13 protein-coding genes are annotated in these 22,896 nt (G+C 72.4%); 8 read left to right on the top strand and 5 right to left on the bottom strand.

Annotated features, from left to right (window positions below):
• Positions 1-30 precede the first annotated feature (30 nt).
• On the top strand, positions 31-789 hold the full coding sequence (locus tag AB0O82_RS14230) for a thioesterase domain-containing protein (RefSeq protein WP_363583424.1): 759 nt from the start codon (positions 31-33) through the stop codon (positions 787-789).
• 162 nt (positions 790-951) lie between these two features.
• Here the strand turns inward: AB0O82_RS14230 and AB0O82_RS14235 are convergent, their stop codons facing one another.
• On the bottom strand, positions 952-5,844 hold the full coding sequence (locus AB0O82_RS14235; protein ID WP_363583426.1) for a glycosyl hydrolase family 18 protein: 4,893 nt from the start codon (positions 5,842-5,844) through the stop codon (positions 952-954).
• 488 nt (positions 5,845-6,332) lie between these two features.
• On the opposite strand from AB0O82_RS14235, the gene AB0O82_RS14240 reads away from it, so the two are divergent.
• Positions 6,333-9,296: a glycoside hydrolase family 3 C-terminal domain-containing protein gene (locus tag AB0O82_RS14240; protein WP_363583428.1), complete on the top strand. Its 2,964-nt coding sequence runs from the start codon at positions 6,333-6,335 to the stop codon at positions 9,294-9,296.
• Between the two features lie 72 nt (positions 9,297-9,368).
• On the opposite strand, the gene AB0O82_RS14245 is transcribed toward AB0O82_RS14240, so the two are convergent.
• The 3 genes from AB0O82_RS14245 to AB0O82_RS14255 form a co-directional block, all read right to left on the bottom strand.
• The gene (locus AB0O82_RS14245) at positions 9,369-10,181 is read right to left on the bottom strand and encodes an SGNH/GDSL hydrolase family protein (protein WP_363583430.1); all 813 of its coding nucleotides are present in this window, start codon (positions 10,179-10,181) and stop codon (positions 9,369-9,371) included.
• Positions 10,182-10,256: 75 nt separating this feature from the next.
• The gene (locus AB0O82_RS14250) at positions 10,257-11,447 is read right to left on the bottom strand and encodes an alpha/beta fold hydrolase (RefSeq protein ID WP_363583432.1); all 1,191 of its coding nucleotides are present in this window, start codon (positions 11,445-11,447) and stop codon (positions 10,257-10,259) included.
• 20 nt (positions 11,448-11,467) lie between these two features.
• Complete coding sequence (locus AB0O82_RS14255; protein WP_363583434.1) at positions 11,468-12,220, bottom strand: DUF2993 domain-containing protein; 753 nt, start codon at positions 12,218-12,220, stop codon at positions 11,468-11,470.
• A gap of 432 nt (positions 12,221-12,652) precedes the next feature.
• On the opposite strand from AB0O82_RS14255, the gene AB0O82_RS14260 reads away from it, so the two are divergent.
• From AB0O82_RS14260 to AB0O82_RS14285, 6 genes are all read left to right on the top strand, one after another.
• Positions 12,653-13,339, top strand: a complete 687-nt coding sequence (locus AB0O82_RS14260) for a response regulator transcription factor (RefSeq protein ID WP_363583436.1) — start codon at positions 12,653-12,655, stop codon at positions 13,337-13,339.
• Positions 13,336-14,709 carry a HAMP domain-containing sensor histidine kinase gene (locus tag AB0O82_RS14265; RefSeq protein ID WP_363583438.1) on the top strand — a complete coding sequence of 458 codons (1,374 nt, stop codon included), beginning with the start codon at positions 13,336-13,338 and terminating at the stop codon, positions 14,707-14,709. The genes AB0O82_RS14260 and AB0O82_RS14265 overlap by 4 nt, the downstream gene beginning before the upstream one ends.
• Positions 14,710-14,935: 226 nt before the next feature.
• Positions 14,936-15,583, top strand: coding sequence for a hypothetical protein (locus tag AB0O82_RS14270; protein ID WP_363583440.1), 648 nt, complete (start codon positions 14,936-14,938; stop codon positions 15,581-15,583).
• The gene (locus tag AB0O82_RS14275) at positions 15,580-16,476 is read left to right on the top strand and encodes a DUF692 domain-containing protein (RefSeq protein WP_363583442.1); all 897 of its coding nucleotides are present in this window, start codon (positions 15,580-15,582) and stop codon (positions 16,474-16,476) included. The genes AB0O82_RS14270 and AB0O82_RS14275 overlap by 4 nt, the downstream gene beginning before the upstream one ends.
• Before the next feature lies 1 nt (position 16,477).
• Positions 16,478-17,266 (top strand): DNA-binding domain-containing protein, encoded by a 789-nt coding sequence (locus AB0O82_RS14280; protein WP_363583444.1) that lies wholly within the window; start codon positions 16,478-16,480, stop codon positions 17,264-17,266.
• Positions 17,263-18,582, top strand: a complete 1,320-nt coding sequence (locus tag AB0O82_RS14285; RefSeq protein WP_363583446.1) for a ferritin-like protein — start codon at positions 17,263-17,265, stop codon at positions 18,580-18,582. The genes AB0O82_RS14280 and AB0O82_RS14285 overlap by 4 nt, the downstream gene beginning before the upstream one ends.
• A 202-nt stretch (positions 18,583-18,784) precedes the next feature.
• Here AB0O82_RS14285 and AB0O82_RS14290 read toward each other — a convergent pair whose 3' ends face one another.
• Positions 18,785-22,615, bottom strand: a complete 3,831-nt coding sequence (locus AB0O82_RS14290; RefSeq protein WP_363583448.1) for a cytochrome D1 domain-containing protein — start codon at positions 22,613-22,615, stop codon at positions 18,785-18,787.
• Positions 22,616-22,896: the final 281 nt, after the last annotated feature.

Here is a 22,896-nt window from a genome sequence, read left to right on the forward strand (position 1 = left end):
CGAGAAGAAACCCCACCCGGAAGGTCATCAGTGAACGCTCCGACGGCCCGTACCCGCAACAAGTGGTTCCTGCGTGAGCCGTCGCCGGTGGCACCGGCACGGCTGTTCTGCCTGCCCTACTCCGGCTGCGGAGCGAGCATGTACCGCCAGTGGCCGTCCTCGGTCAACGGCGTCGAGGTCTGCCCCGTGCAGCTGCCCGGCCGGGAGAACCGGATGCGCGAGCCCGCCCACACCACCTACGAGGCGCTGGCCGACGACCTCTGCGAGGCGCTGCGCCCCTACCTGGACCGTCCCTACGCGCTGTTCGGGCACTGCGGCTCCGCGCTGGCGGCGTACGAGACCGCCGTACGGCTGGTCGAAAGGGGCTGCCCCGCCCCGACCCGGGTGTTCGTCTCCGCCGAGGTCGCGCCGCAGGACGGCCCCTACGGCCGCTTCCTCGGCATGGACGACGACGAGCTGGCCGGCGAACTGCGCCAGCTCGTCGCGGAACTGGGCGGCACCCTGGAACCGAGCCTGCTCGCGCTCTACCTCGGCGTCCTGCGGAACGACGTCGACATGAACAAGCGGTACCACGTGGCCGAGCCGGTCCGGCTGCCGTGCCCGATCACCGCCATCGGCTGGACGGAGGACACGGGCATCGAGCCGTCGCTGATGACCGGCTGGTCAGCGTGCGGCGAAGCGACCTTCGAACTCCTGGAGGGAGGCCACTACCGCTTCATCGAGGCGCCGACGGACCTGCTGGCGCTCCTGGTCGCGGACCTGACGCCCACCCGGTCCGGCACCCCCTGACACCTGTACCCTCTGGCACCTGCACCCTCTGACACCTGCACCCTCTGATACCTGCACCCGGACGAGCCGGCCGCCCTGACGTCGATGTGCAGCGGGCCCCGGCAGAGCGGCGATGCTCTGCCGGGGCCCGCTGCGGTCAACTCCCCTCAGGGTGCGGGTCGGTCACGGTGTGGGGCCGAGCTTCTGCCAGGCGTCGCTCTTGCCGGGCTCGTCGGTCGCCTTGTTCCACCACTTGGCGCGCCAGTAGAAGCCGTTCCACGACACCGTCGAGGCCCAGGCGCCGTCGGTGTCCCCGGCGATGATCTTCGTACTGGAGGCGGTGGCGCTGTTCGCGGGGGCGGCGAGGTAGGCCGGTGCCTTCCACCAGTCGTCGTTCCCGCCGGCGAAGCTGCCCAGCGCGTAGGAGCTGCCGTGCTTGGCGCCACCGGTGACCCACCGGTCCAGCATCGGCTTGCCCGCGGTGGCCTGGTCCGTGCTGAGCGGCACCAGCCGCCACCACTGGTCGACCTTCCCGTCGCAGTCCCGGACCGTGAGGGTGCCCCTGGCCGTGGTGGCGCCGAGGCACTGGTCGTGGCCGCTGGTAGCGGACTTGATGTGGTACCAGCCCTGGTCGTCCTCGCTCACCGTCCACAGCTGGTTGGCGTTGCCGGTCTGCTTCATCGACAGGTGGGCGTCGGTCCAGCTGCCGGGGTGGTCGAGGACGTTGCCGCTGTTGCGGTCCTCGATGATCCACTTGTCGCCGGTCTGCCAGAACGCGAACGAGGGGTTGGGGTTGTAGGCGTGCGCCTGCCACGGCGCGGCCTGGCACTGGGCCCCGGAGGCCGGTGCCGGGGGATCGACGGTCGTCACCGCGCGGCGCTTGTCGCCGGTGGATCCGTAGTCCTTGCCGCCGATCCTGAAGGTGACGTTCGCCGGGCCGGTGACGGGCAGGTAGTACTTGACCTCGATGTCCTTCGACCTGCCGGCGGGGATGTCCTCGCAGTAGCCGAGTTTGACGGTCACCTGGTGGAAGTCGCCCTTCAGCCCGCCCGCGTTGGGCCCCGTGTGGCCGGGGACGATGCCGCTCATCTCCTTCCAGGCCCCGTCCTTCACCACCGGCGGGGCGGAGGTGGGGAGGTCGAAGGAGATCTCCGTGCCCTGGGCGAGGGCGACCTTGGAGTTGTTGGTGATCCGCAGCTTCGGCTGCATCGGCCACATGTCCCCGACGTCGGTCGGGAAGTCCACCAGCTCGGCCTTGACGTCGATCACCTCGGCGGGCAGCGTCTTGCCGCCGCCGGTGGTGTTGCCGGACGCCCCCGCGCCCTTGAGCGCGTTGTCGAGGCGGGTGGTCAGGTCGTAGCCCATCCCCCACTCGCCGTTGGAACGCTTGGTGTAGTCACCCGCGAGCTCCCAGATCATGGCTCCGCCGACGCCCTTGTCCGCGATGTACTTCGCCTTGGCGTCGATCGACCTGTCGTTCTCCGTGGAGAGGAACACCTTCTTGGCGTCGTTCCACAGCCACGACGACTGGAGCGGGTCGGAGTACTTCTCGGCGTAGCCGCCGGTCAGCTTCCCGGCGTCGGTGGCCGGGTCGACGCCGTAGGACTTCAGGTAGCCGGGGGTGCGGCCGTCCTGGAGGTTCTTGGTGTGCCACAGCGGGTTCGACCCGGCGCCGACCTCGCGGCCGTCCTCGGTGTCGTGCCACACGTTGTCGATGCCGGTCGCGCCGAGGCCGCAGTCCTGGCCCTTGGCCGGGCCCCGGCCGCCGACGCCCTTCGGGCACTGGGACTGGTCCGCCATGGCGGAGGTGCCCCACAGGCCGTCCGTGCCGCCCTGCACGTTCTGCCAACCGCGGGAGTAGTAGGGGATGCCGAGGTTGATCCGGCCGGGCGGGAGGGCGCCGCGGTAGTAGTGGTAGGCCCAGTCGGTGTTGAAGTAGCCGTTCTTCTGGTAGTCCTTGGTGTCGGGCGCCTGGTCGTTGTAGATCCCGGCGGCGGCCAGCTCGTTGTCCTGCCCGGTGTCGTAGAGCGGGGCCTGCGGGCCGACGAACTTGTTCCAGGAGCCGTGCAGGTCGTAGCTCATGACGTTGACGTAGTCCTGGTACTGGAGCGCCTGGCCGGCGTCCAGTCCGCGCACCAGGTAGCCGGAGGCGGACCCGGCCGAGGTCAGCAGGTAGTAGCGGCCCTTGGCCGTGCCGGACTGGTCCAGCTTGGTCCGCAGGGTCTTCATCAGGGCGGTGTAGCCCTGCTGGAGGCCCTTGCGGCGCGGGTTGGAGACGTCCCAGTCGTTGGGGTTGCCCGTGTTGGGCAGGGCGCCGGGGTACTCGTAGTCGATGTCGACGCCGTTGAACCCGTACCGGTCCAGGAAGTCCGTCACGGAGTCGGCGAACGCGTCGATGCCCGCCTGGTTCACCGAGCCGTCGGCGTTGGTGGCCATCGCGTAGAAGTTCCGGGTGTCCGCCCAGCCGCCGACGGAGATCAGCGTCTTCACGGCCGGGTGCTTCTTCTTGTACGTGTTCAGCAGGTTGAAGTGACCCTTGTACGGGAGGGACGGATCCATGGCGTTCCGGTCGCCGTCCCAGGTCATGCCGGTGGCCGGGTTGGCCGGGTCGTTCACGTCACCGACGCTGATCCGGTTGTTCTCCACCTTCGCGAACGCATAGTTCACGTGCGTGACCTTCGACCAGGGGATGTTGGACGCCAGGTACGCGGGGTCTCCCTTGGCCCCGGAGCGCCACCCCGTGAAGTACCCCACCGTGCGCCGGGTGCGGTTGTTACCGACCCACTCCCGGCCGCTGTTGTCGTAGACGTCGCAGTACCGGGCGTTCACCCCCGGGGTGGCGGCCATCCCCTCGGGCCGGCAGTCGCCCGAGGAGGCGGGCTTCGTCCCCCGGTCGTCGGGCGAGTCGTCGAACGGGGCTCCCGCGGAGTCCGGCCCCCCGGGGTCGCCGGTGCTGGTGCCGCCCTCCAGGTGCCACCGCTGTTCGGCGGCCCCGGCGCACTTCCAGAAGGCCAGGGCCTTGTCCTCGCCCTGGTCGGTCAGGCAGCCGCCGTCCGAGGAGACGATCTGGTACGTCCGCCCGTCCAGCGCGTCGAGCTGCCAGCGCTGGTTCGCGCCCCCGCCGTCCCGCCAGAGCGCGCTGTAGTAGCTGGTGCCGTCCACGGTCTGCGACCGGTTGCTGTTGGCGTCCAGCACCTGTCCGGGGTCGAGGGCCGTCCGGATCGCGAACCGGCCGTCGTCCTGGCGGTCCAGGTTCCACTTCTGCGCCGGGTTCCCGTTCCCGCCGAGGGCCTTGACCTTGGTGCCGTTGGCGGGGTTCGCCTGGTCGACGTCGGCCACCCGGCCGGTGCCGTCGTTGACCAGCGAGACGCCGGCCGCCGAGGGCGGGGGCGGTGGGGTGTCCGTCGGGCGGCCGTTGTCGTCCATCCGCGGGATCTTCGGCATGCCGGTGGTGTCGCCGGCGGCGAAGATCGTGCCCTGCAGGACGTTCCAGCGCAGAGCCGTGGGGCCCACGACGACGGTGCCGTCCGTGCCGCCGGCCGCAACGAATCCGCTGGTCAACTGGTTCCCGCGGAAGAAGGAGGCATAGGCCCTGTTGGAGAACTGCGAGCCTGGCCACCGGATGGCCGCGTTGAACCCGTCGGTCCAGCCGGCTCGGGTCAGGGCGGTGAAGTTGTCGCCGATGGGCTTGGGCCCGTTGAGCACGCGGTCGGTGGAACGGCCGATGTTGGCTTCCAGCGACACGTACGTGTCGCCCTTGAAGAGGAAGACCTGGTTCTCCGTCACCGAGAGGGCCGCGTCGACCCCCTGGGTGAAGGGTGCGGTGCTGTCACTGCCGGCCAGGCTGTGCCACCCGTCCGCGATCGTGGTCGGCGGCTTGGTCATCGTTGCGGTCCCCGTGTCGGGGTCCACCCTCATCCGCATGTACTGGTCCCCCCGGAACATCATCACTTCATCCGGGTTCTCCGGCAGCGTGAAGGCCGCGTCGAAGCCGTTCGCGAACGGTGTGTTCCCCAGGACCGGCCACAGGTGGGAGATGGTGTCCTCCTTGCCTCCGGCCAGGCTGGCGTTGCCCGGGAAGTCCGCGATGCGGGCGACGAACGGCCCCCGGAGGAGGTAGACGTCACGGCTGGTGCTGAAACTCGCTTCCACCAGTGGCTGGGAGCACGCGAACGGGCCGTCGCTCGACCGCGGTATCCGGCAGATCCGATTCTGCGCCTGGACCTGGAGGACGGCCAGCCCGACGGCGGCTGCGGTGGCGGCGAACCAGGAGTTGCTCGGGTCCTGGTTGGCGTCCCACAGGTCCCTGCTTCGCCTGGCCCAGGTCAGGATCTGGGTCTCGTACTCACGGATGCGTGCCGGGATCCGGCTGCGCATCGCCGCCGCGATGCCGTTCCTGACGTTCTGGAACCGAGTGCCCTCGGCCACGGCTTCGACGAGGACCATCAGTGCGCTGCGCAACCATGGTGTCCGTTGCGCCTGCGCCGCCGGGTCCGGGCCGCCGTCGAGGACGTTCTCCAGGACTCTGACGGCGTTCCTCAGCGCGTCGGCATCGACATTCGCCCAGCCGTTCTCGAATGTGAAGAGGTTGCCTGGCGTGGCGGACTCGTTTCTGAGGTCGCCGTACTCGACGCCGATGGCGCTGAGCTCGCGATACCGGACCGTGATGGTTTGCCCTGGTTGCGGCCGCTGCCGCTGCTGCTGCGTGAACCAGTTGTCGCGGGCAGTCCGCGATGTGCCGACGCCCCTGTCGGCCAAGCGGTAGAGCGTCTTCACGCCCGCCCGGACGGTGTAGAAGCCGCAGATGTACATGTCGCGCGGCGCGATGATCAGTCCGGTTTCCATCCCCGGCACGGGGTCCTGATCCGGGTGTCCCAGATCGAAGAGGTCGACCATCACGGGGTTCGGGTCATCGAGCGTGACGTTGAAGTCCGCGCGGTACGGGCGGGTGAAGTTCCCCCGCAGCAGCTCGATGAGCTGGAGGTAGGGACGAGCCGGGTCCGGCGGGTCGGCGGCGTGCGCCGGCCCGGTCGCCCCGATGGGCAGGAGGAGAACCGCCAGCAGGACCACCAGCATCCGCCGGAGCCCTCCGACAAGCCGTCTTGGCGGTGGGCCCCCCGGTGCCCGGCCGGGCCGGACGGTCGTTCGCAACCGCAACATGTCCTCTCCAAAGGAATTCGGTGACATTGATGCGGCAGAACGTACGAGGCACCGGTAGACACGTGATGGACAGCGCCAGCCCGTTCGGCGCTCAGCGCCCTCCGGCGATGATCTCCAGGGCAGGGCGCGGTGATCGCCCCGAGGAACTCGGCGTACAGACCGTTGCGCAGCACCGTTCGTCTAGGGTCGGCGTGTTGACAGCGGATAGACGACGCGTCAACGACGGCCGGGCCGACGCCGTCCGCGCCCCCGCCTGCGCCCCTCGGTGACCGTTCGCGCCCTTGGTGCCTCCGACGCGCCCTTGCGCGCTACCTGCCGGTAAGTGTTAATGCGCCGTAAATTTGACTGGCCGTCACATTTCCCGGCCCTCCCGGCTCGGCCCGCCTTCGTCGAAAGGTGCTGCCATGCGGCGTATCACCTCGTGGACGCGAATACTCCGTTTCGGGCTCAGCGGCTGCCTCCTGGCGGCCGCCTCCGGCTCCGGCATGTGCCCAGCGGTCGCCGGACCGGCCGGTCCGCAGTCGCACGGCGGGCGGTCTCAGGACGGGGGGTCGCACGGTGGGGGGTCGCACGGCGGGCCGTCGCCGGAGCAGAGGATCGAAGCGCTCCTCGGCCAGCTGACCACCGACGAGAAGGCGACGCTGCTACAGGGGATCGCCGCACCGAACGGGGTGTACGCGGTCGGCTACGTCCGGGGCGTGCCGCGGCTGGGCATCCCGCCGCTGCTGCTGTCCGACGGCCCGGCCGGCGTGCGGGACGGGCAACCGGCGACGGCGCTGCCGGCACCGGTGTCGCTGGCCGCCGCCTTCGACCCGGGGCTCGCCACCACCTACGGCGCGGTGCTGGGCCGCGAGGCCCGGGCGCGCGGCTACCAGGTGCTGTACGCGCCGATGGTGAACCTCGTGCGCGTGCCGCAGGGCGGGCGGAACTTCGAGACGCTGGGGGAGGACCCGTTCCTCGCCGGGCGGGTCGCGGCGGCGGAGGTCCGCGGCATCCAGGCGCAGGGGGTCGCGGCGCAGGTGAAGCACTTCGCGGCGAACAACCAGGAGAACAACCGGCAGTCGTACAGCTCGGAGGTGGACGAGCGGACGCTGGCCGAGATCGAGCTGCCCGCCTTCCGAGCGGCCGTCCGGGACGGCCGGGCCTGGTCGGCGATGTGCGGCTACAACCCGGTCAACAGCATCTGGGCGTGCGAGAACTTCCCGCTGCTGCGGGACGTGCTGAAGGGCCGTTGGGGGTTCGACGGGGTGATCGGTTCCGACTACCCGGCCACCCACTCCTCGGTGAACGCCGCGGCGGGCGGGCTGGACCAGGAGTTCGGCGGTACGACGTACTTCGCCGACCTGAACGCGGCCGTGGCCGACGGGCGGCTCGCCCCGGCCGTCCTGGACGACCAGGTGCGGCGGGTGCTGCGGCTGATGGTCCGGACCGGGGCGCTGGACGGCGGCCGGCCGCCCGGCTCCGGCCCCGGCTCCGGCTCGGGCCAGGCCGTCTCCGATCCGCCCGCCTCCGATCCGCCCGCCTCCGACCCCGCCGCCGGCGCGCGCGACGCCCGGGCGGCGGCCGCCGCCGGGACGGTACTGCTGCGCAACCAGGGGCCGGTGCTGCCGCTGGACGCCGCCCACCTGTCGTCCGTCGCGGTGATCGGCCCGTGGGCCGACCACGCCTACACCGGCGGCTACGGCTCCTCGCACGTCGCCCCCTACCCCGACCAGGTCGTGACGCCTCGCCAGGGCATCGCCGCCCGGGCCGGTGCGGGCGTCTCGGTGCGCTACCACCCGGGCGACGACGCGGCCGCGGCCGCCTCGGTGGCCGCCGGGGCGGACGTCGCGGTGGTGGTGGTCGGCGACGAGGAGACCGAGGGCGCGGACCGCGGCTCGCTGGACCTCGCCCCGGCGGACGACGCCCTGATCCGCGCCGTCGCCCGCGCCAACCCGCGGACGGTGGTGGTGCTCAACACCGGCGGGCCGGTCACCATGCCGTGGCTGGACGCGGTGCCGGCGGTGGTCGAGGCCTGGTACCCGGGCGAGCAGAGCGGCACCGCGCTCGCCGACGTGCTGTTCGGCGACGCCGATCCGGCGGGGCGGCTGCCCGTCACCTTCCCGACCTCGGCGGCGGCCACGCCGATCCGGGACGCCTCCCAGTACCCCGGCACGGACGGCGCCTACCACTACACCGAGCAGCTCGCGGTCGGGTACCGCTGGTACGACGCGACCGCCACCGCCCCGCTGTTCCCCTTCGGCCACGGCCTCTCGTACACCACCTTCGGCTACAGCAACCTCACCGTGACCGGCCCGGACGCCGCCGGCCGGGTGCGGGTCGGCTTCGACCTCGCCAACCAGGGCGCCCGGACCGGCACCGAGGTGCCGCAGCTGTACGTCTCCTTCCCGTCCGCGGCCGGCGAGCCGCCGCAGCAGCTCAAGGCCTTCGACAAGGTCACGCTGGCGCCCGGCCGGTCGACGCACGTGGAACTGCCGCTGGACCGCTCCTCCTTCGCGGTCTGGGATCCCGGCGTGCACGGCTGGCAGGTCCCCGGCGGGCGGTACGGCCTCATGGTCGGCTCCTCCTCGCGCGCGCCGAAGTTGCAGGGCGCGGTGGACGTCCCGGGCTCTCCGGTCGTCTCCACCTGGTCCGGGCGGATCACCGGTGCCGACGGGTCCTGTCTGGACGCGGGCGCCGCCGCCGCGGACGGCAACGAGGCGGTACGACTGGCCGGCTGCGCGGGCACGGCGGCCCAGGACGCCACGGTCGGCTCGGACGGCACCGTCCGCGCCCTCGACGGCTGCCTGACCCCGGCGGGCCCGGACGACGGCGCCGCCGTCCGGCTGCGGGACTGCACCGCGGGCGCCGACCAGGTGTGGCGCCCGGGCCCGGGCTCCTCGATCCTCCACCCGGCGTCCGGCCGCTGCCTCGCGGCCGCCGACGGCCGGCTGCTGCTGCGGACCTGCTCGGGGGGCGCCGAACAGAGCTGGGCCACCCCCCGCCCGAGCGGCCGGGTGACCGGCATCGCCGGGCAGTGCGTGGACCTCAACCGCGCCGACACGGCCAACGGCACCGCCGTCCAGCTCTACCGCTGCAACTCCACCGGCGCCCAGGACTGGACCGTCGGGCAGGACGAGTCCCTGCGGGCCCTCGGCAAGTGCCTGGACGTCACCAACGGCTGGACCGCCGCCGGGACGCCCGCCCAGCTCTACGACTGCAACGGCACCGGCGCCCAGCGCTGGCAGCCACGCCCGGACGGCACGCTCCTCAACCCGGCCTCCGGCCGCTGCCTCGACGCCCGCGACGGCAGCGGCGCCGACTGGACCAGGCTGCAGATCTGGGACTGCCACGGCGGCCCCAACCAGCGCTGGACCCTGCCCTCCTGATGCCCACCGCCGGCCGGGCGCCGGCCGTCCGCCGTCCGCCGCCGTCCGATGGCGGCGGGCGGCGGGGCTGCGTCAGCCGTTTGCTTCCAGAGCCGGGAGGTAGGCGCCGGCCTGGCCGGCGGCGGTCGGGTGGAAGGACTGTCCGATCGGCCAGTTCAGGGCGTGCAGCCAGGGAGCGGGGTCGCAGAGCTGGTGGCCGGCGAACCGGCTGGTCACATCCGCGTAGGCGAAGTTCGGGTACTTGGCGGCCTCGCTCTGGATGACGCTGTTCAGGACGTCGGCGCCGTCGTTGAGGGCAGCACGCCTGGCCGGGCTGATCCCCGGGCAGAGGGGGGCGCCGGGGTCGTAGAAGCGGGGGTAGCCGAGGATCACCACGTGGGCGTTGGCGGCGCGGGAGCGGATGGCGCCGTAGACGGTGTCGAGTTCGCCGGGGAGCTGGGTGCGGGCGGTGTTCTCTGCGGAGGAGACGGCGCTGAGGCAGGCGGCGTCGCTGCCGAGCAGGCAGGAGGCCAGTACGTCGCGCAGGCCGACGTCGTTGCCGCCGATGGTCATGCTGACCAAGGTGGTGCCGGAAGTGAGCGGGGCGAGTTGGTTGTTCACGACGTCGGTGGTGGTGGCGCCGCCGCAGGCCTGGAAGTCGAAGGTGGCCGGTGAGGTGGACTGGGCGTAGAGGTACGGGTACGCGTTGGTGCTCTGGTTGCAGCTGTTGAGGTACGTGCTGGATGATCCGCCGCCCGCGGAGTAGGAGTCGCCGAGGGCCACGTAGTTGACGGTGGCGGCGTGGGCGGCGTGGGCGGCGTGGGCGGTGCCGGTGGTGGCGGCGAGTGCGGTGGTCGTCAGGGTGAGGAGCGCGGCCGCGAGGGCTGCGGGGCGGGTTCGGCTCATCGGTTGCCTCCTTGGTGGGACGGCTGGTGTGTCAGTGGGGCTGTTCGGCGTTGCGGCGCGGTGCCCGGGACGCGGTCAGGAGTGCTGACCGAGGAAGTCGGCGAGCTCTTTGTCGTACCGGGCGGGGTCGGCGTTCCAGGAGCCGGTGTGGCCGGCCCCGGGGACGGTGACGAGTCGGACCTTGTCCGGCCAGTCGCGGGCGAACCGGGCGCTGCCGGCGTACGGGACGAGTGTGTCGGCGGTGCCGTGGAAGAGCAGCACGGGCTGTTCGGGGCCGCCGTCGCGCCGGTTCGCCGCCAGGGTGTCGACCTGGTCGAGGTCCACTCCGGCTCGGAAGCGGATGAAGGGGGCCGTGAGGTCGGCGATGGGGAACGGGAGTCCGAGGCCGGTGGCGATCGTGTCGATGGCCGCCCGGTAGTCGAGTGCGGGTGAGTCGAGGACGACTGAGCGGACCGCGCTGGTGTCCTGGGCGCGCTGAAGGTAGTTCTCGACGATGGCGCCGCCCATGGAGAACCCGTAGAGCACCACGCCGGAGGCTCCGTGGGCGCGGGCGTAGCGGACGGCGGCGTCGAGGTCGCGCCATTCCGTGTTGCCGAGTTGTCGGTTGCCGTTGGAGTCGCGGGGTGCGCCGGGGTCGTTGCGGTAGGTGATGTCGAGGATAGGGTAGCCGAGGTCGTGCAGTCCGGGCATCGTCCGCAGGCCCGCGCTGCGGCCGGCGCCGAGCCCGTGGACCTGGATGACCCAGGTGCTGCGCGAGCCCGGGAGGTACCAGGCGGGCATCGGGCCCAGGTCGCCGGGGTAGCTGACGTCCTGGTGGTCCAGCCCCACCGCTCGGCGCGGGTCCGAGTTCCACACGGTGACGATGATCTTCGCCTTGGCGCCGACGGCGGGTGGGGTGGTGGCCTGGAGTTCGCGGGTGACGGTCTTGCCGTCCGAGGCGAGGACGCGGCCGAGTTCTCCCGAGCGCCGCTGTGCGGATCCGCTGTCCTGCCAGACCAGGCCGTAGGTGCCGGTGTAGCGGCTCTCGTCGGTGGCGGGAAGGGTCACCGTCGCGGCCCCCACGGCGATGACGCGGGTGTTCAGCGGGGTGTCGTCGGTGGGGTGCAGCAACTTGCCGGTCAGTAGCCACAGCGCGCCGGACGCCGCGGTGAGAGCGAGGACGAGCAGGCCCGTGACGGCGACGACGATGCGTCGGCGCAGGCGGGTGCGGCGGCTGGACGGCGGTGTCGTGGGGTGGCTGGACGGTGGTGTCGTGGGGTCGGTCATCGCCGGGGTCGGCTCCTGGTTCATGGCTGCTTCAGCGTGGTGGGGCCGGAGGCCAGGGTGAGGGCGAGTCCGGTCGGTGTGACGGTGAGTGAGACGGGCTTGAGGGACAGGGGGTAGTCGGCTTGTCGGTTCCGCGCGGTGAGCTTGGTGTTGATCTGGTCGAGCTGGGGACCGGTGATCGTTCGGCCGAGGAACTGCAGGCTGGTGGCGGTGATGGTGACCCGGCCGTCGGCCAGGGCGGGCTTCAGCGTCAACTGGCCCATGCCACCCGGGCCCAGGGCGAGCAGGAGGGTGCCGGTGGCGGGGTCGGTCCGGGTGCTGCTGACGGGAACGCCCTGGCCCGAGTCGTGGATCGCTCCCGCCAGGGAGTCGGCGGGGATCGTGACGGTGGCCCGGACGTCGGACGCCGTCGCGGGCTCGGCCAGGTGGAGGTCGTCGAGCGTGATGCGGACCGAGGCGCCCGTGAGTGAGCCGAGGTGGGCGTCGTCCGCGCCGAGCGTGACGTGATCCAGGTGCCGGTCGAGGATCGCGAGCAGCGCCGGGCCGGCGCCGGTGTCGACCGTCACCCGGGTGTCGAGCGCCTTCCCCATGCGGTCGGCGATCCGGCTCTTCAGGACGTGCCGGGTGACGGCCTCGCCGCCCCCGGCGAGGGCCAGCACGACGGCCACGGGCAGGACGACGGCGCGAGTGATCCGGCCTCGCCGGGTGGTCGGGCGGCGGAGGCGGCCCAGCCGCGCGGTGGCGGTTCGGGCCGGTTCTGGACGGATGGTCATCATTGTCCTGCTGTCGTTGTCGGGGCGTCGGAGGGGGGCGGGCGGCCCGGTGCGGTCCCGGCGGCGTCCTGTGGTCGGCCGTTGTCCTGGGGACGGGGCGCGACCGGTGCGCGTGAGCAGCACGACGACCGCGACGATCAGGAGGGCCGCAACACAGACACCGAGCAGCACGAGGGATCCGGAGCCCGTGAGCACGACTGCTCTCCCTTGTCCCGACCCCGCCGGTCGGCGAGGTCGGAAGCATCCTGTCGCCGTTGTGCAAGGCGAAGGTTCGGCCTGTGTTCGGGCCTTGTAAGGATCGCCGTCGGTCCGCCGGACGGTGACGGCCCGCGGGTTAGCATCGGTGCAGTTCGAAGCCGTGGCACGCGCGACTGGCCAAGCAGCCGCGGGATGGGTGCCGCGGCGCGGGGAGACTGCGGTGACACCGGACAGATGACACAGAGCAAGGGCCTTGTGCTGGTGGTGGAGGACGAGCGCCACATCGCCGACCTCCAGCGCCTGTACCTCACCCGCGAGGGCTTCGGCGTCCACACCGAGGCCGACGGCACCGCCGGGTTGGCCGCCGTGGCACGGCTGCGGCCGGTGGCGATCGTTCTCGACATCGGGCTGCCCGGGCTGGACGGCACGGACTTCTGCCGCCGGCTGCGCGCCGCCGACGACTGGACGCCCGTCATCCTGGTCACCGCCCGGGACGAGGAGGCCGACCGGATCCTCGGCCTGGAGATCGGTGCCGACGACTACCTCACCAAACCGTTCTCGCCCCGCGAGCTGGTCGCCCGGGTCAAGGCGGTGCTGCGCCGCACCGCCGGCCCACCGGTCTCGGCCGTCCTGGGCGGCAGCCGGCTGCGCCTGGACCCCGGTCGCCGCACGGTGCTCTGCGACGGCGAACCGCTGGAGCTGACCACCACCGAGTTCAACCTGCTCGCCCACCTGCTGGCCCGGCCCGGTCAGGTCTTCAGCCGCGAGCAGCTCCGCGCCCAGGTCTGGGGGCAGGCCGACTACGGCGACAGCCGGGTCGTCGACGTCTACGTCTCGCAGCTGCGCGCCAAGCTCGGCGACGCCAGCCCGATCCGCACCGTGCGGGGGATCGGCTACAGCGCCCAGGAGCCGGAGCGGTGAGGCGCCTGCGCGCGGGCTCCCTCACCGGCAGCCTGGTCCTGCTCGCCACCGTGGTGGCAGCCACGGCCGTGCTACTGGCGGGGGTCGCGGCCTGGCAGACCGCCTTCTCCAACGCCGAGTCCCAGTACCGGGAGCGCCTGTCCCGGCAGGCCACCGTGCTCAGCCTCGCTCCCAACCTGTCCGTGCTGCTCCTCGACCAGACCCAACGGCTGACCGGGGCCACCGGCGTCCTGGTCGCCGTCGTCGATCCCGACGGACACGTGGACGGCCCTGCGGCGCAGGCCGTCGCCCCGGCCGACCGGGACGCGCTGCTCGCCGGACGGACGCTCTCCGCCACGGCCTCGCTCGGCGACCAGCGCGTACTCGTCCAGGGACACCCGGCAAGCAACGGCGGCGCTGTCGTGCTGACCCAGCCGTTCACCGAGGTCGATGCGGCTGCCGGCCGGATGCGCGGCAGCCTGACGCTCCCCCTGGTCGCGGGCCTGGTCGGAGCCGCCCTCGCCGGAGCCCTGCTGGCCCGCCGCATCGCCCGCCCCCTGGTCGCGGCGGCCGGTGTCGCCCACCGACTCGCCGCAGGTGAACGCGGCCTGCGCTGCGAGGCCGACGGCCCCACCGAGGCCCGTGACGTCGCCCAGGCCCTGAACGCACTGGGCGCCGCCCTCGAACGCAGCGAACAACGCCAGCGCGACTTCCTGACCTCGATCTCCCACGAGATCCGTACCCCCCTCACCGCACTCCAGGGCTACGCCGAGGCCCTCACCGACGGGGTCGTCGAACCCGGGCAGCAGGCCCAGGTCGGCCAGATCCTCCTGACCGAGACCAGACGCCTGGACCGCTTCGTCTCCGACCTGCTCGAACTCGCACGCCTGGACGCCGACGACTTCCCCATCACCCGCGAACCCACCGACCTCACCGCCCTCGTCCGTGAGACCGCGCGAGCCTGGGACCAGAGGGTCCGGCAGAGCGAACTCCACCTGCGGGTGGAAACGGCCGGGGAACCCGTGATCACGGTCACCGACGGATTCCGGGTCCGCCAGCTGCTCGACGGCCTGATCGGCAACGCCGTGCGGATCTCGCCGCCCGGCGCCCCCGTGGTGCTGGCCCTGCGGCGAACGGACAGCGGCGACACCGAGCTACAGGTCCGGGACGGCGGCCCCGGCCTGACCGACGAGGACGTCCGGGTCGCCTTCGAGCCCGGCGCCCTGCACTCCCGCTATGCGGGCACCCGCCCCGGCGGCACCGGCCTCGGCCTGGCCATCACCCGTCGCCTCACCGACCGGCTCGGCGCCACCATCACCGTCCACGGCCACGGCCCCGAGGGCGGCGCCTGCTTCACCGTCGCCCTCGGCACCATCCCGCTCGACGCGTAGCCGCCCGCGCAGCACCCCGGACCAGGGCCGCCGTCCGAACCGCCTGCCCCGCGCAGCGCCCGGAGCTCGCTCCGCAGGAATAATTCGCACACTACTCATTTGGCGCTATCCAGCCCGCCTCCGGCTGTGATGACCTTGGCGACTGTGGCGCGCGTCACATCGTGTGACATCGCAGTGAGATCGCACTGCCGTGCGTGCCCGACCCAAGGCGATCGAGGAGGTACTCGTGAGTGGCAGGGAGAACAGTGGCAGGGCGGCCGGCGGTGACGGCTTCCCGGATCTGAGCCCCGGGGAACTGGCGGAGATCGAGCGCGTGATCCTCGGCGGCGACGACGGGATTGCGCTGCGGCACGCCGCGCACGAGGCCGGCGGGCCGCGCGTGTCCGCGGCCGAGCTGCAGAAGGCCCTTGAGCTCCATGTGTGCATGGGCTTGAACGCCTGCCGCAACCACGACATCGACGAGAAGGCGCCGATGGCGGGCATGGGAGCCTGTGCCACCGTCCTGCACGTGTGCCACGGCGCCAACGAGTGCCGCGGGCAGGGCGGGTGCGGCTACACCGGCCCCGACGCGGAACTCGCCAAGCCGGGCGAGCAGGCCTGTCGGCAGAACGGCAGCTGTGCGAGCCCGATCAATGTCAGCCGGGTGTTCGCGGGCGGCCCGCTGAAGGGCAAGAGCGTCTGGAAGCTCGCCCGCCAGCTGTTCGAGGCCCGGATGTACGCTGCCGGCCTCCCGTTCGGCCCGTCCCCGGGCGAGGGCTACCCGGACGACCTGGTCCCGCCGTACGAGGTGAACGAGGCCGAGCGGAGGAAGAAGAGGCTCGACCGGAGCAAGCCGCAGGTGCTGCCGCTGCCGTCGGACGAGGCGACCGCGTGACGGAGCCCCACCAGGGCGAGCGGATCGACCGGGTGTCCCGCTTCGACCTGCCGAACCTGGGGTTCGGTGTCGGCCTGCGCGGCCCGCACCACCGGTACGTACTGGACCACCTCGGTGATGGGCTGGGCGCCGAGTGGCTGGAGATCATCTCCGAGAACTACCTCGACTCCCACGGCCACCCACGTCACGTACTGGACCGGGTCGCCGAGCGGCACTCCCTGGTCATGCACGGGGTGTCGCTGTCGATCGGCAGCGTGGAGCCCCTGGACTTCGACTACCTGGGGCGGCTCCGGCGGCTGGCCGACACGGTGGGCGCCGCCTGGGTGTCGGACCACGTGTGCTTCACCGGGGTCGCCGGGCTCAACACCCACGACCTGCTGCCGGTCCCCTTCACCGAGGCCGCGCTGACGCATCTGGTGCGACGGGTCAGGACCGTGCAGGACTTCCTGGAGCGCCCGCTGGTGCTGGAGAACCCCAGCACGTACGTGGGCTTCGCCGCATCGACCATGCCGGAGGAGGAGTTCGTCGCGCGGCTGGCGGTCGAGGCCGACTGTGGGCTCCTGCTGGACGTCAACAACGTCTACGTGTCGGCCGTCAACCACGACACCGATCCGCGCGCATACCTCGGAGCGCTCCCGCACGACCGGGTCGTACAGATCCATCTGGCCGGTCACACCGACGCGGGCACACATCTGATCGACACCCATGACGGACCGGTCGCACCGGCCGTGTGGGAGCTGTACGACGCGGCGATCGCGCTGACCGGGCCCGTGTCCACCCTGCTGGAGTGGGACGACCGCCTGCCGCCCTTCCCCGAGCTGGTGGCGGAACTCGGAAAGGCGCGCCAGCGGGCCCTCGATCCGGCGAACATCCCCGTCGCGACGGGAGTCTGACATGTCGACGGTCGAAGGGGCGCCGGCGCACCTGGCCGAACTCCAGCACTGGCTGCAGGCCGCCGTCCTCCACGCCACCGGACCGGACCAGGAGGGCGGCGAGGCCACCGCCCAGGTGCTCACGCCGTCCAGCCGGCTCACCGCCGGCGAGCGGCTGGACATCTACCGCCGCGGTTACCGGCTGCGCCTACTGGCCTGCCTGCGCTCCTGCTTCCCCGCGCTGCGCCGACTCCTGGGGCCGGAGGCCTTCGACGCGCTCGCCACCGAGTACCTGAACACCTGCCCGTCCCGCAGCTGGACCCTGGAGCACTTCGCCGACGGCTTCGCGTCGCACCTCGCGACCACCAGACCCGACCGCGACCCACCGGGCCACGACGTCGATCCCTGGGTCCAGCTGATCGTCGAACTCGCGGGATATGAAAGGGCTTTCGCCGAGGTGTACGACGCCGAGCCGGACCGCGCGTGCCGAGTGCTGGCCTGTCGGCACCCCGTGCACCGCTACGCGGCCGCGGTGGCCCGCGGCGAGGACCCGCAGCCGCCGGCCGCACGCCCCGTACTCCTGCTGCTGCGCCGCCGGGACCACGGCGTCCACGTGACGGAGCTGACCGAGGACGTCCGGCGCACGCTCCTCGCCTCCCGGGCTGGGTTCCCCGACCACCCCGACCGAGTCGACCGCCCCGACCGGGCAGGCCACCCCGACCGAGTCGACCGCCCCGACCGGGCCGGTCCGCCACCCGCACCGCCCTCACCGCGCCACGAGCGCCCGGAACCGAACGGAGCCGAGGTATGACGACCGATGCCACCAAGTCCGCCACCCGTCGCCTGGCCGACATCCCCTTCGCCGTCACCCCGATCGACACGATCAAGGCCGACCGGCCGATCGAGGACATCGACGCCTTGCTCGACCACCTGCATCAGGCGGCCCAGGTCGAGCTGTCCACGATCCCGATGTACCTGTACGCGGCCTACTCCATCGGGACCAAGGGCCACAGCCAGTGGGACCCGGGAATCTCCGCCCAGCGCACGATCATCAGCATCGCGATCGAGGAGATGCTGCACCTGTGCCTGGTGCGCAACCTGGCGGTCGCGCTCGGCGGAGCGGACCGGATCGTCTTCTACGACCCGGACTTCATCACCAAGTACCCGAGCAAGATGCTCCATCGGACTCCGCCGTTGACCCTTCACCTGGAGCGGTGCAGCAAGGACCTGATGACCCGGGTGTTCCTGCCGCTGGAACTGCCCGCCGAGAAGGGCGCCGAGCCGCAACCGGACGAGTACAACACGCTCGGCCAGTTCTACCGGGCGATCGAAGAGGGCCTCAAGCACCTGACCCAGGTCGACCCGGACGGCGTGTGGAAGTACGCGAAGGCAAACGCCCCCTGGCAGTACGAGAGCGCGTACTGGAACCATGACGGCGGCGGCGAACCCGTGGTCATCACCGACCTTGACACGGCCCAGACCGCCTTGAAGATCGTGATCGAGCAGGGCGAGGGCGTGGACCCGAAGAAGGCCACCGTCCCGATCGACCCCGTCAACCCGCGACCCGGCCTCGACGAGCTCTCGCACTACGCGAAGTTCAAGAGGATCGAACAGGGCATCGAGGTCATCGGGCAGGTCCGCAACGTCCCCGGCGATCCCCGGGTGAAGGACTTCTCCGGACCGGCCGGAGGCCTGGCCCTCCTCTTCAATGCCGCCTACTGCTACACCCTGGCCATGCTCGACAAGCTCTACGCCGTCCGGTCGAACCTCAACCCGAACCGGACGAGCACCCGTTACCACCTGGAACGCACCTTCATCGCCTCGATGAGCGGTGTGCTCTACCCCATCGCGGAACTCCTCATGACGACCCCGGGCAGCGACGACCCCGCCTGGGACGGAGCCTGTGCCGCTCCCACCTTCGAGTACTACGACTTCGCCGCGGAGCAGAAGGCCAAGGGGCACCGGACCATGAAGGAGCACCTGATCTGGCTCTGCGAGACCGCCGTCGTCGACTTCCCCGAACTCGGCGGTGACAACAGCGTCCACTGGCTCCTGAAGAACCTGCCCAGCGTGGACGACATCCCCTCGGATCCCCCCGCCAGCCGCCCGCGCCCGATGCCCAACTGACGGACCGCGACCGGCGCCCCGGCCCGTCCGCCCGCTCCGACGATCCGCGCAACGGGGGGTTGGCGGTGTCTTCGTGGCACATCCGGCGTTCGGGCGGGTGCGGGCGGGTGCGGGCGGGTGCGGGCGGGTGCGGGCGGCGAAGCAGGAGAGCTGTGGGTGGGCGGGTGCGCTGTGGGCGCGGGCTACGTCAACGACTCGGAGCTCACCGGCAGGTGTCGCCCGTGGCGGAACCGGAGAGGGATTCGGGCCAGTGGTTGCTCCGGCTCAGGTCGCAGATGCGGTCGGCGGTCCGGTCCGCGTCCGTGGGCCACAGCCGTGCTCCGTCGCTGGCGGCGGTGAGGAGCGTGCTCTGGTCGGGGCTGAAGGCGGCCGTGTGCACGGCTCTGGTGTGACCGACGAGCAGTGCCGTGACCTGCTGTGATGCCACGTCCCACAGGCACACCGTGCCGCTGGCGTCCGTGCTGGCCAGCGTGCGGCCGTCGGCGCTGAAGGTGACGGAGAAGACGGTGTTGATGTGGCCGGTGAGGGTGGCGACCGTCCGGCGCTGCGCCACGTCCCACAGGCGCACGGTGGCGTCGGAGCTGCCGGTGGCCAGGGTGCGGCCGTCGGGGGAGAAGGCCAGGGAAGCGATGGCGTTGGTGTTCTCGGACAGGACGGCGACGGTGCGGTGCGTGGCCAGGTCCCACAGGCGCACCGTCCCGTCGTACCCGGCGGTGGCCAGGGTGCGTCCGTCGGGGGCGAAGACGGCCTTGGAGACCAGGCTGGTGTGCCCCTGGAGGACCGCTGTCGTCTGGTGGGTCGCCACGTCCCACAGGCGTACGGTCGTGTCGAGGCTGCTGGTGGCCAGGGTGCGGCCGTCGGGGGAGAAGGCGACGCTCGACACCTGGTCGGTGTGGCCTTCGAGGGTGGCCACCGGGCGGCCTGACGCGGCGTCCCACAGGCGTGCCGTGCGGTCGGAGCTCGCGGCGGCCAGCAGGAGGCCGTCCGGGGAGAACGCCAGGTGCATGATGCCCTGGCTGTGCGCCGCGAAGGTCACGGCGGGGCGCAGCGGAGCGGTGGTCCACGAGGTGACGGAGCCGTCGGTGTGGCCGATGGCGAGGGTCCGGCCGTCGGGGGCGTAGGTGGCGACGGTCGCGAGGGTGTCCAGGTCGTTCGTCGCGCTGAAGGTGGCGGCGATCTGGCGGCTCTTGAGGTCCCACGTGTGGACGATGTTGTCGGTGGCGGTGGTGGCCAGCTCGTTGCCGTCGGGGGAGAGCGCCAGCGCGGGGGCGGATGTGTTGGTCTCGTGGAGGGTGGCGGTCAGTCGGCGCTCGGCCACGTCCCACAGGGCGACCGTGTTGTCCTGGCCGATCGTGGTCAGGGTGCGGCCGTCGGCGGTGAACGCGGCCTGGCTCACCTCCTGCGTGTGCCCGTTGAGGACGGCCGTGGTGTCGTGCGACGCCACGTCCCACAGCCGCACGGCGCGGTCGGCGCCGGCGCTGGCCAGGGTGCGGCCGTCGGGGCTGAAGGCGACGGTGCCGACGGCGCCGGTGTGGCCGGTCAGGGTGGCGAGCATGCGGTGGGTGGTGGTGTCCCACAGCTTCACGGTGTGGTCGGCGCCGCTGGTGGCCAGGGTGCGGCCGTCGGGCGCGTACGCCACCGCTCGTACGGAACCGGCGTGACCGGTGAGCGTCGTGAGGGCGCGCTGGGACGCCACGTCCCACAGCCGGGCGGTCTGGTCGTACCCGGCGGTGGCCAGGGTGTGTCCGTCGGGCGAGAACACCGCCGAGGAGACGGCGCCGGTGTGGCCGGTGAGGATGCCCGTCGTGCGGTCGGAGGCGACGTCCCACAGCCGTACGGTGCGGTCGGCGCCGGCGCTGGCCAGGGTGCGGCCGTCGGGGCTGAAGGCGACCGTGTTGACGATGCCGGTGTGGCCGGTCAGGGTGGCGAGCATGCGGTGGGTGGTGGTGTCCCACAGCTTCACGGTGTGGTCGGCGCTGCCGGTGGCCAGGGTGCGGCCGTCGGGCGCGTACGCCACCGCCGTCACGGTGCCGGTGTGACCGGTGAACTGGTTGGAGGAGTAGGCGGCGTAGGCGCTCAGCAGGCTGCCGCGGGCCTCGGTGGTGCGGGCCGTCCGGTAGCCCTCCAGCGCGACCAGCGCCGCGGCCTCGGGCTGCGTTTCGAGGAGTTGCCTGGACTGGGCGGCCCGTTCGCGGGAGACCGCGACGCGGCGCTGCGCGTCGGACTGCTCCCCCTGGACGAACGCGGTCACCGCCAGCACCAGGGAGAGCACGGTCAGGACGGCCAGCGCCACGACCGTCCGGCGCCGGCGACGGCCACGCTGGCCGTCCGCCGCGGTGCTGGCGTCCAGGAAGGCGGACTCAAGCCGGTTGAGCGCCGCGCCGCGGGTACGGGACCAGCTCCAGGCGGTGGCGAGCTGTGCTCCCCGGTACAACGCTCCCGGGTCGCGCTGGAGTTCGTTCCAGGTCAGGGCGGCCTGGGTGAGCCGGCGGTGTGTCCGCAGGGCCTCGCGGTCGACGTCGAGCCAGTGGCGCAGCCGAGGCCAGGCGCGGATGACCGCTTCGTGGGCGACGTCGACGGTGCCGTCGGCCAGGACGATCAGGCGGGCGGCGGCGAGCCGGTGCAGGAGGTCGTCGACGGTCGCGGCGTCGGCGAGGCCGTCGAGTTCCTTCCGGGCCAGGCGGCGGCGGGTGTCCTCGGTGCCCTCGCCCGGGGCGGTGAGCCGGAGGAACAGCAGCCGCATGGCCTCCTGGTGGCCCGGCGGGAGAGCGGCGTACATGGCCTCGGCGGTCTGGGTGATGGCTCCCCGCATGCCGCCGGTGGCCCGGTAGTCGGCCAGCCGCAGGACGGTCCCGCGGTGCCTGGTCCAGGTCTCGCGCATCGCGTGGGCCACCAGCGGCAGCGCGCCGGGCTGGCCGGTGGCCTCCGCGAGGACGGCCTCCAGCAGGTCGGGGTCCACCACGACGCCCGCTCGGGCCGCGGGTTCGACGACGATGTCCCGCAGCTCGGCCCGGGTGGGTGCGCCGACCGGCAGTTGGGCGCCGGAGCGGAGGGCGGCGGCCAGGGCGGGGTGGGCGAGGCAGCGGTCGTAGAAGTCGGCGCGCACGCTGATGACGACCCGTACCCGGGCCTCGGCCGCGCCGGCCCCGGCCGCTCCGTCGCCGGCTGTGTGGCCGTCGGCCGTCCCGTCGACGGCCGTGCGGTCGCCGGCCGTCCAGGCCAGGCAGGCCAGGGCCGCTTCCCGCTCCCCGACGTCCGCGCAGGTGGTGAAGAGCTCCTCGAACTGGTCGACGACGAGGACGACGCGCCGGTCGGCGGGCTGCGTGACCAGCCAGGTGTCCAGCGCGATCCCCAGGGCCGCGGGCTCGTCGGCCAGCGCGCGGGACAGTGCCTCCGCGTCACCGCCCGTCAGGGCGCAGACCGCCAGGGCCAGCGCCCGTAGCGGGTGGTCGCCGGGGACCAGCGGCGCGGTGTGCCAGGACTCGTCGAGCCGGGGGAGCAGCCCGGCCCGCAGCAGCGAGGACTTGCCGCTGCCGGAGGCGCCGACGACTGCCGTCAGCCGGTGGTCACCCACGTGCCGGACCAGGTGGCTCACCAGTTCCGACCGGCCGAAGAAGATGTCGGCGTCCCCCGTGCCGAACGCGGCCAGTCCCAGGTACGGGCAGTGAGCGGGGTCGCCCCCGTCCGCGCGGTCCTTGTCGCCGTCCTGCGCCGTGGCGGACGGCCCTTGGACGGCCCGGGAAGCCGCCAGCCAGCGGGCCTCCCACTCCGCCTTCTCCCCGCCGCACACCCGCGCGTAGGCGAGCACCACGGCCAGCGACGGCAGGCGCTCGCCCTTCGCTGCCTCCGCCAGCGTGCTGGCGGAGTAGTGCGACTCCTTCGCCAGCGCGCGGTAGCTCGGTGCGCCCGACCGGTCCCGTAGCTGGCGCAGCTCCCAGGCGAGCCGCTCCACCGGACCGGCCTGCGGATCGACGAACCGCTCCGGTCTGCCCAGTCGGGCCTTGCGCCGTGTCCCGTTCGGCCGCGTGTCCACGTTCACCACCCCTGGCAGGCCTCTCCCGCCCCCTCACATCGTTGTCCGACTTGAATGTCCTGCCCAGAGGGCTCTTTCGGACAATGCGCCGCCGCTGCAGAGTTTCTGGCATCGGGGGGTTCGCCGGAACACCTCGTGGCGTTCGGGGGACGGCCCGGTGGCAGCCGCTCGCCACCGGGCCGAGCGCCTCAGGTGCCGCCGCGCAGGTGCCGCCGCTCAAGTCGGCACCTGCGCGGAGGACCCGTCGTCCGCGCGAAAGGCATCCGCCGGTTGCCGGCACA

The sequence above is a fragment of the Kitasatospora sp. NPDC088264 genome (assembly GCF_040685715.1).
GTDB lineage: Bacteria > Actinomycetota > Actinomycetes > Streptomycetales > Streptomycetaceae > Kitasatospora.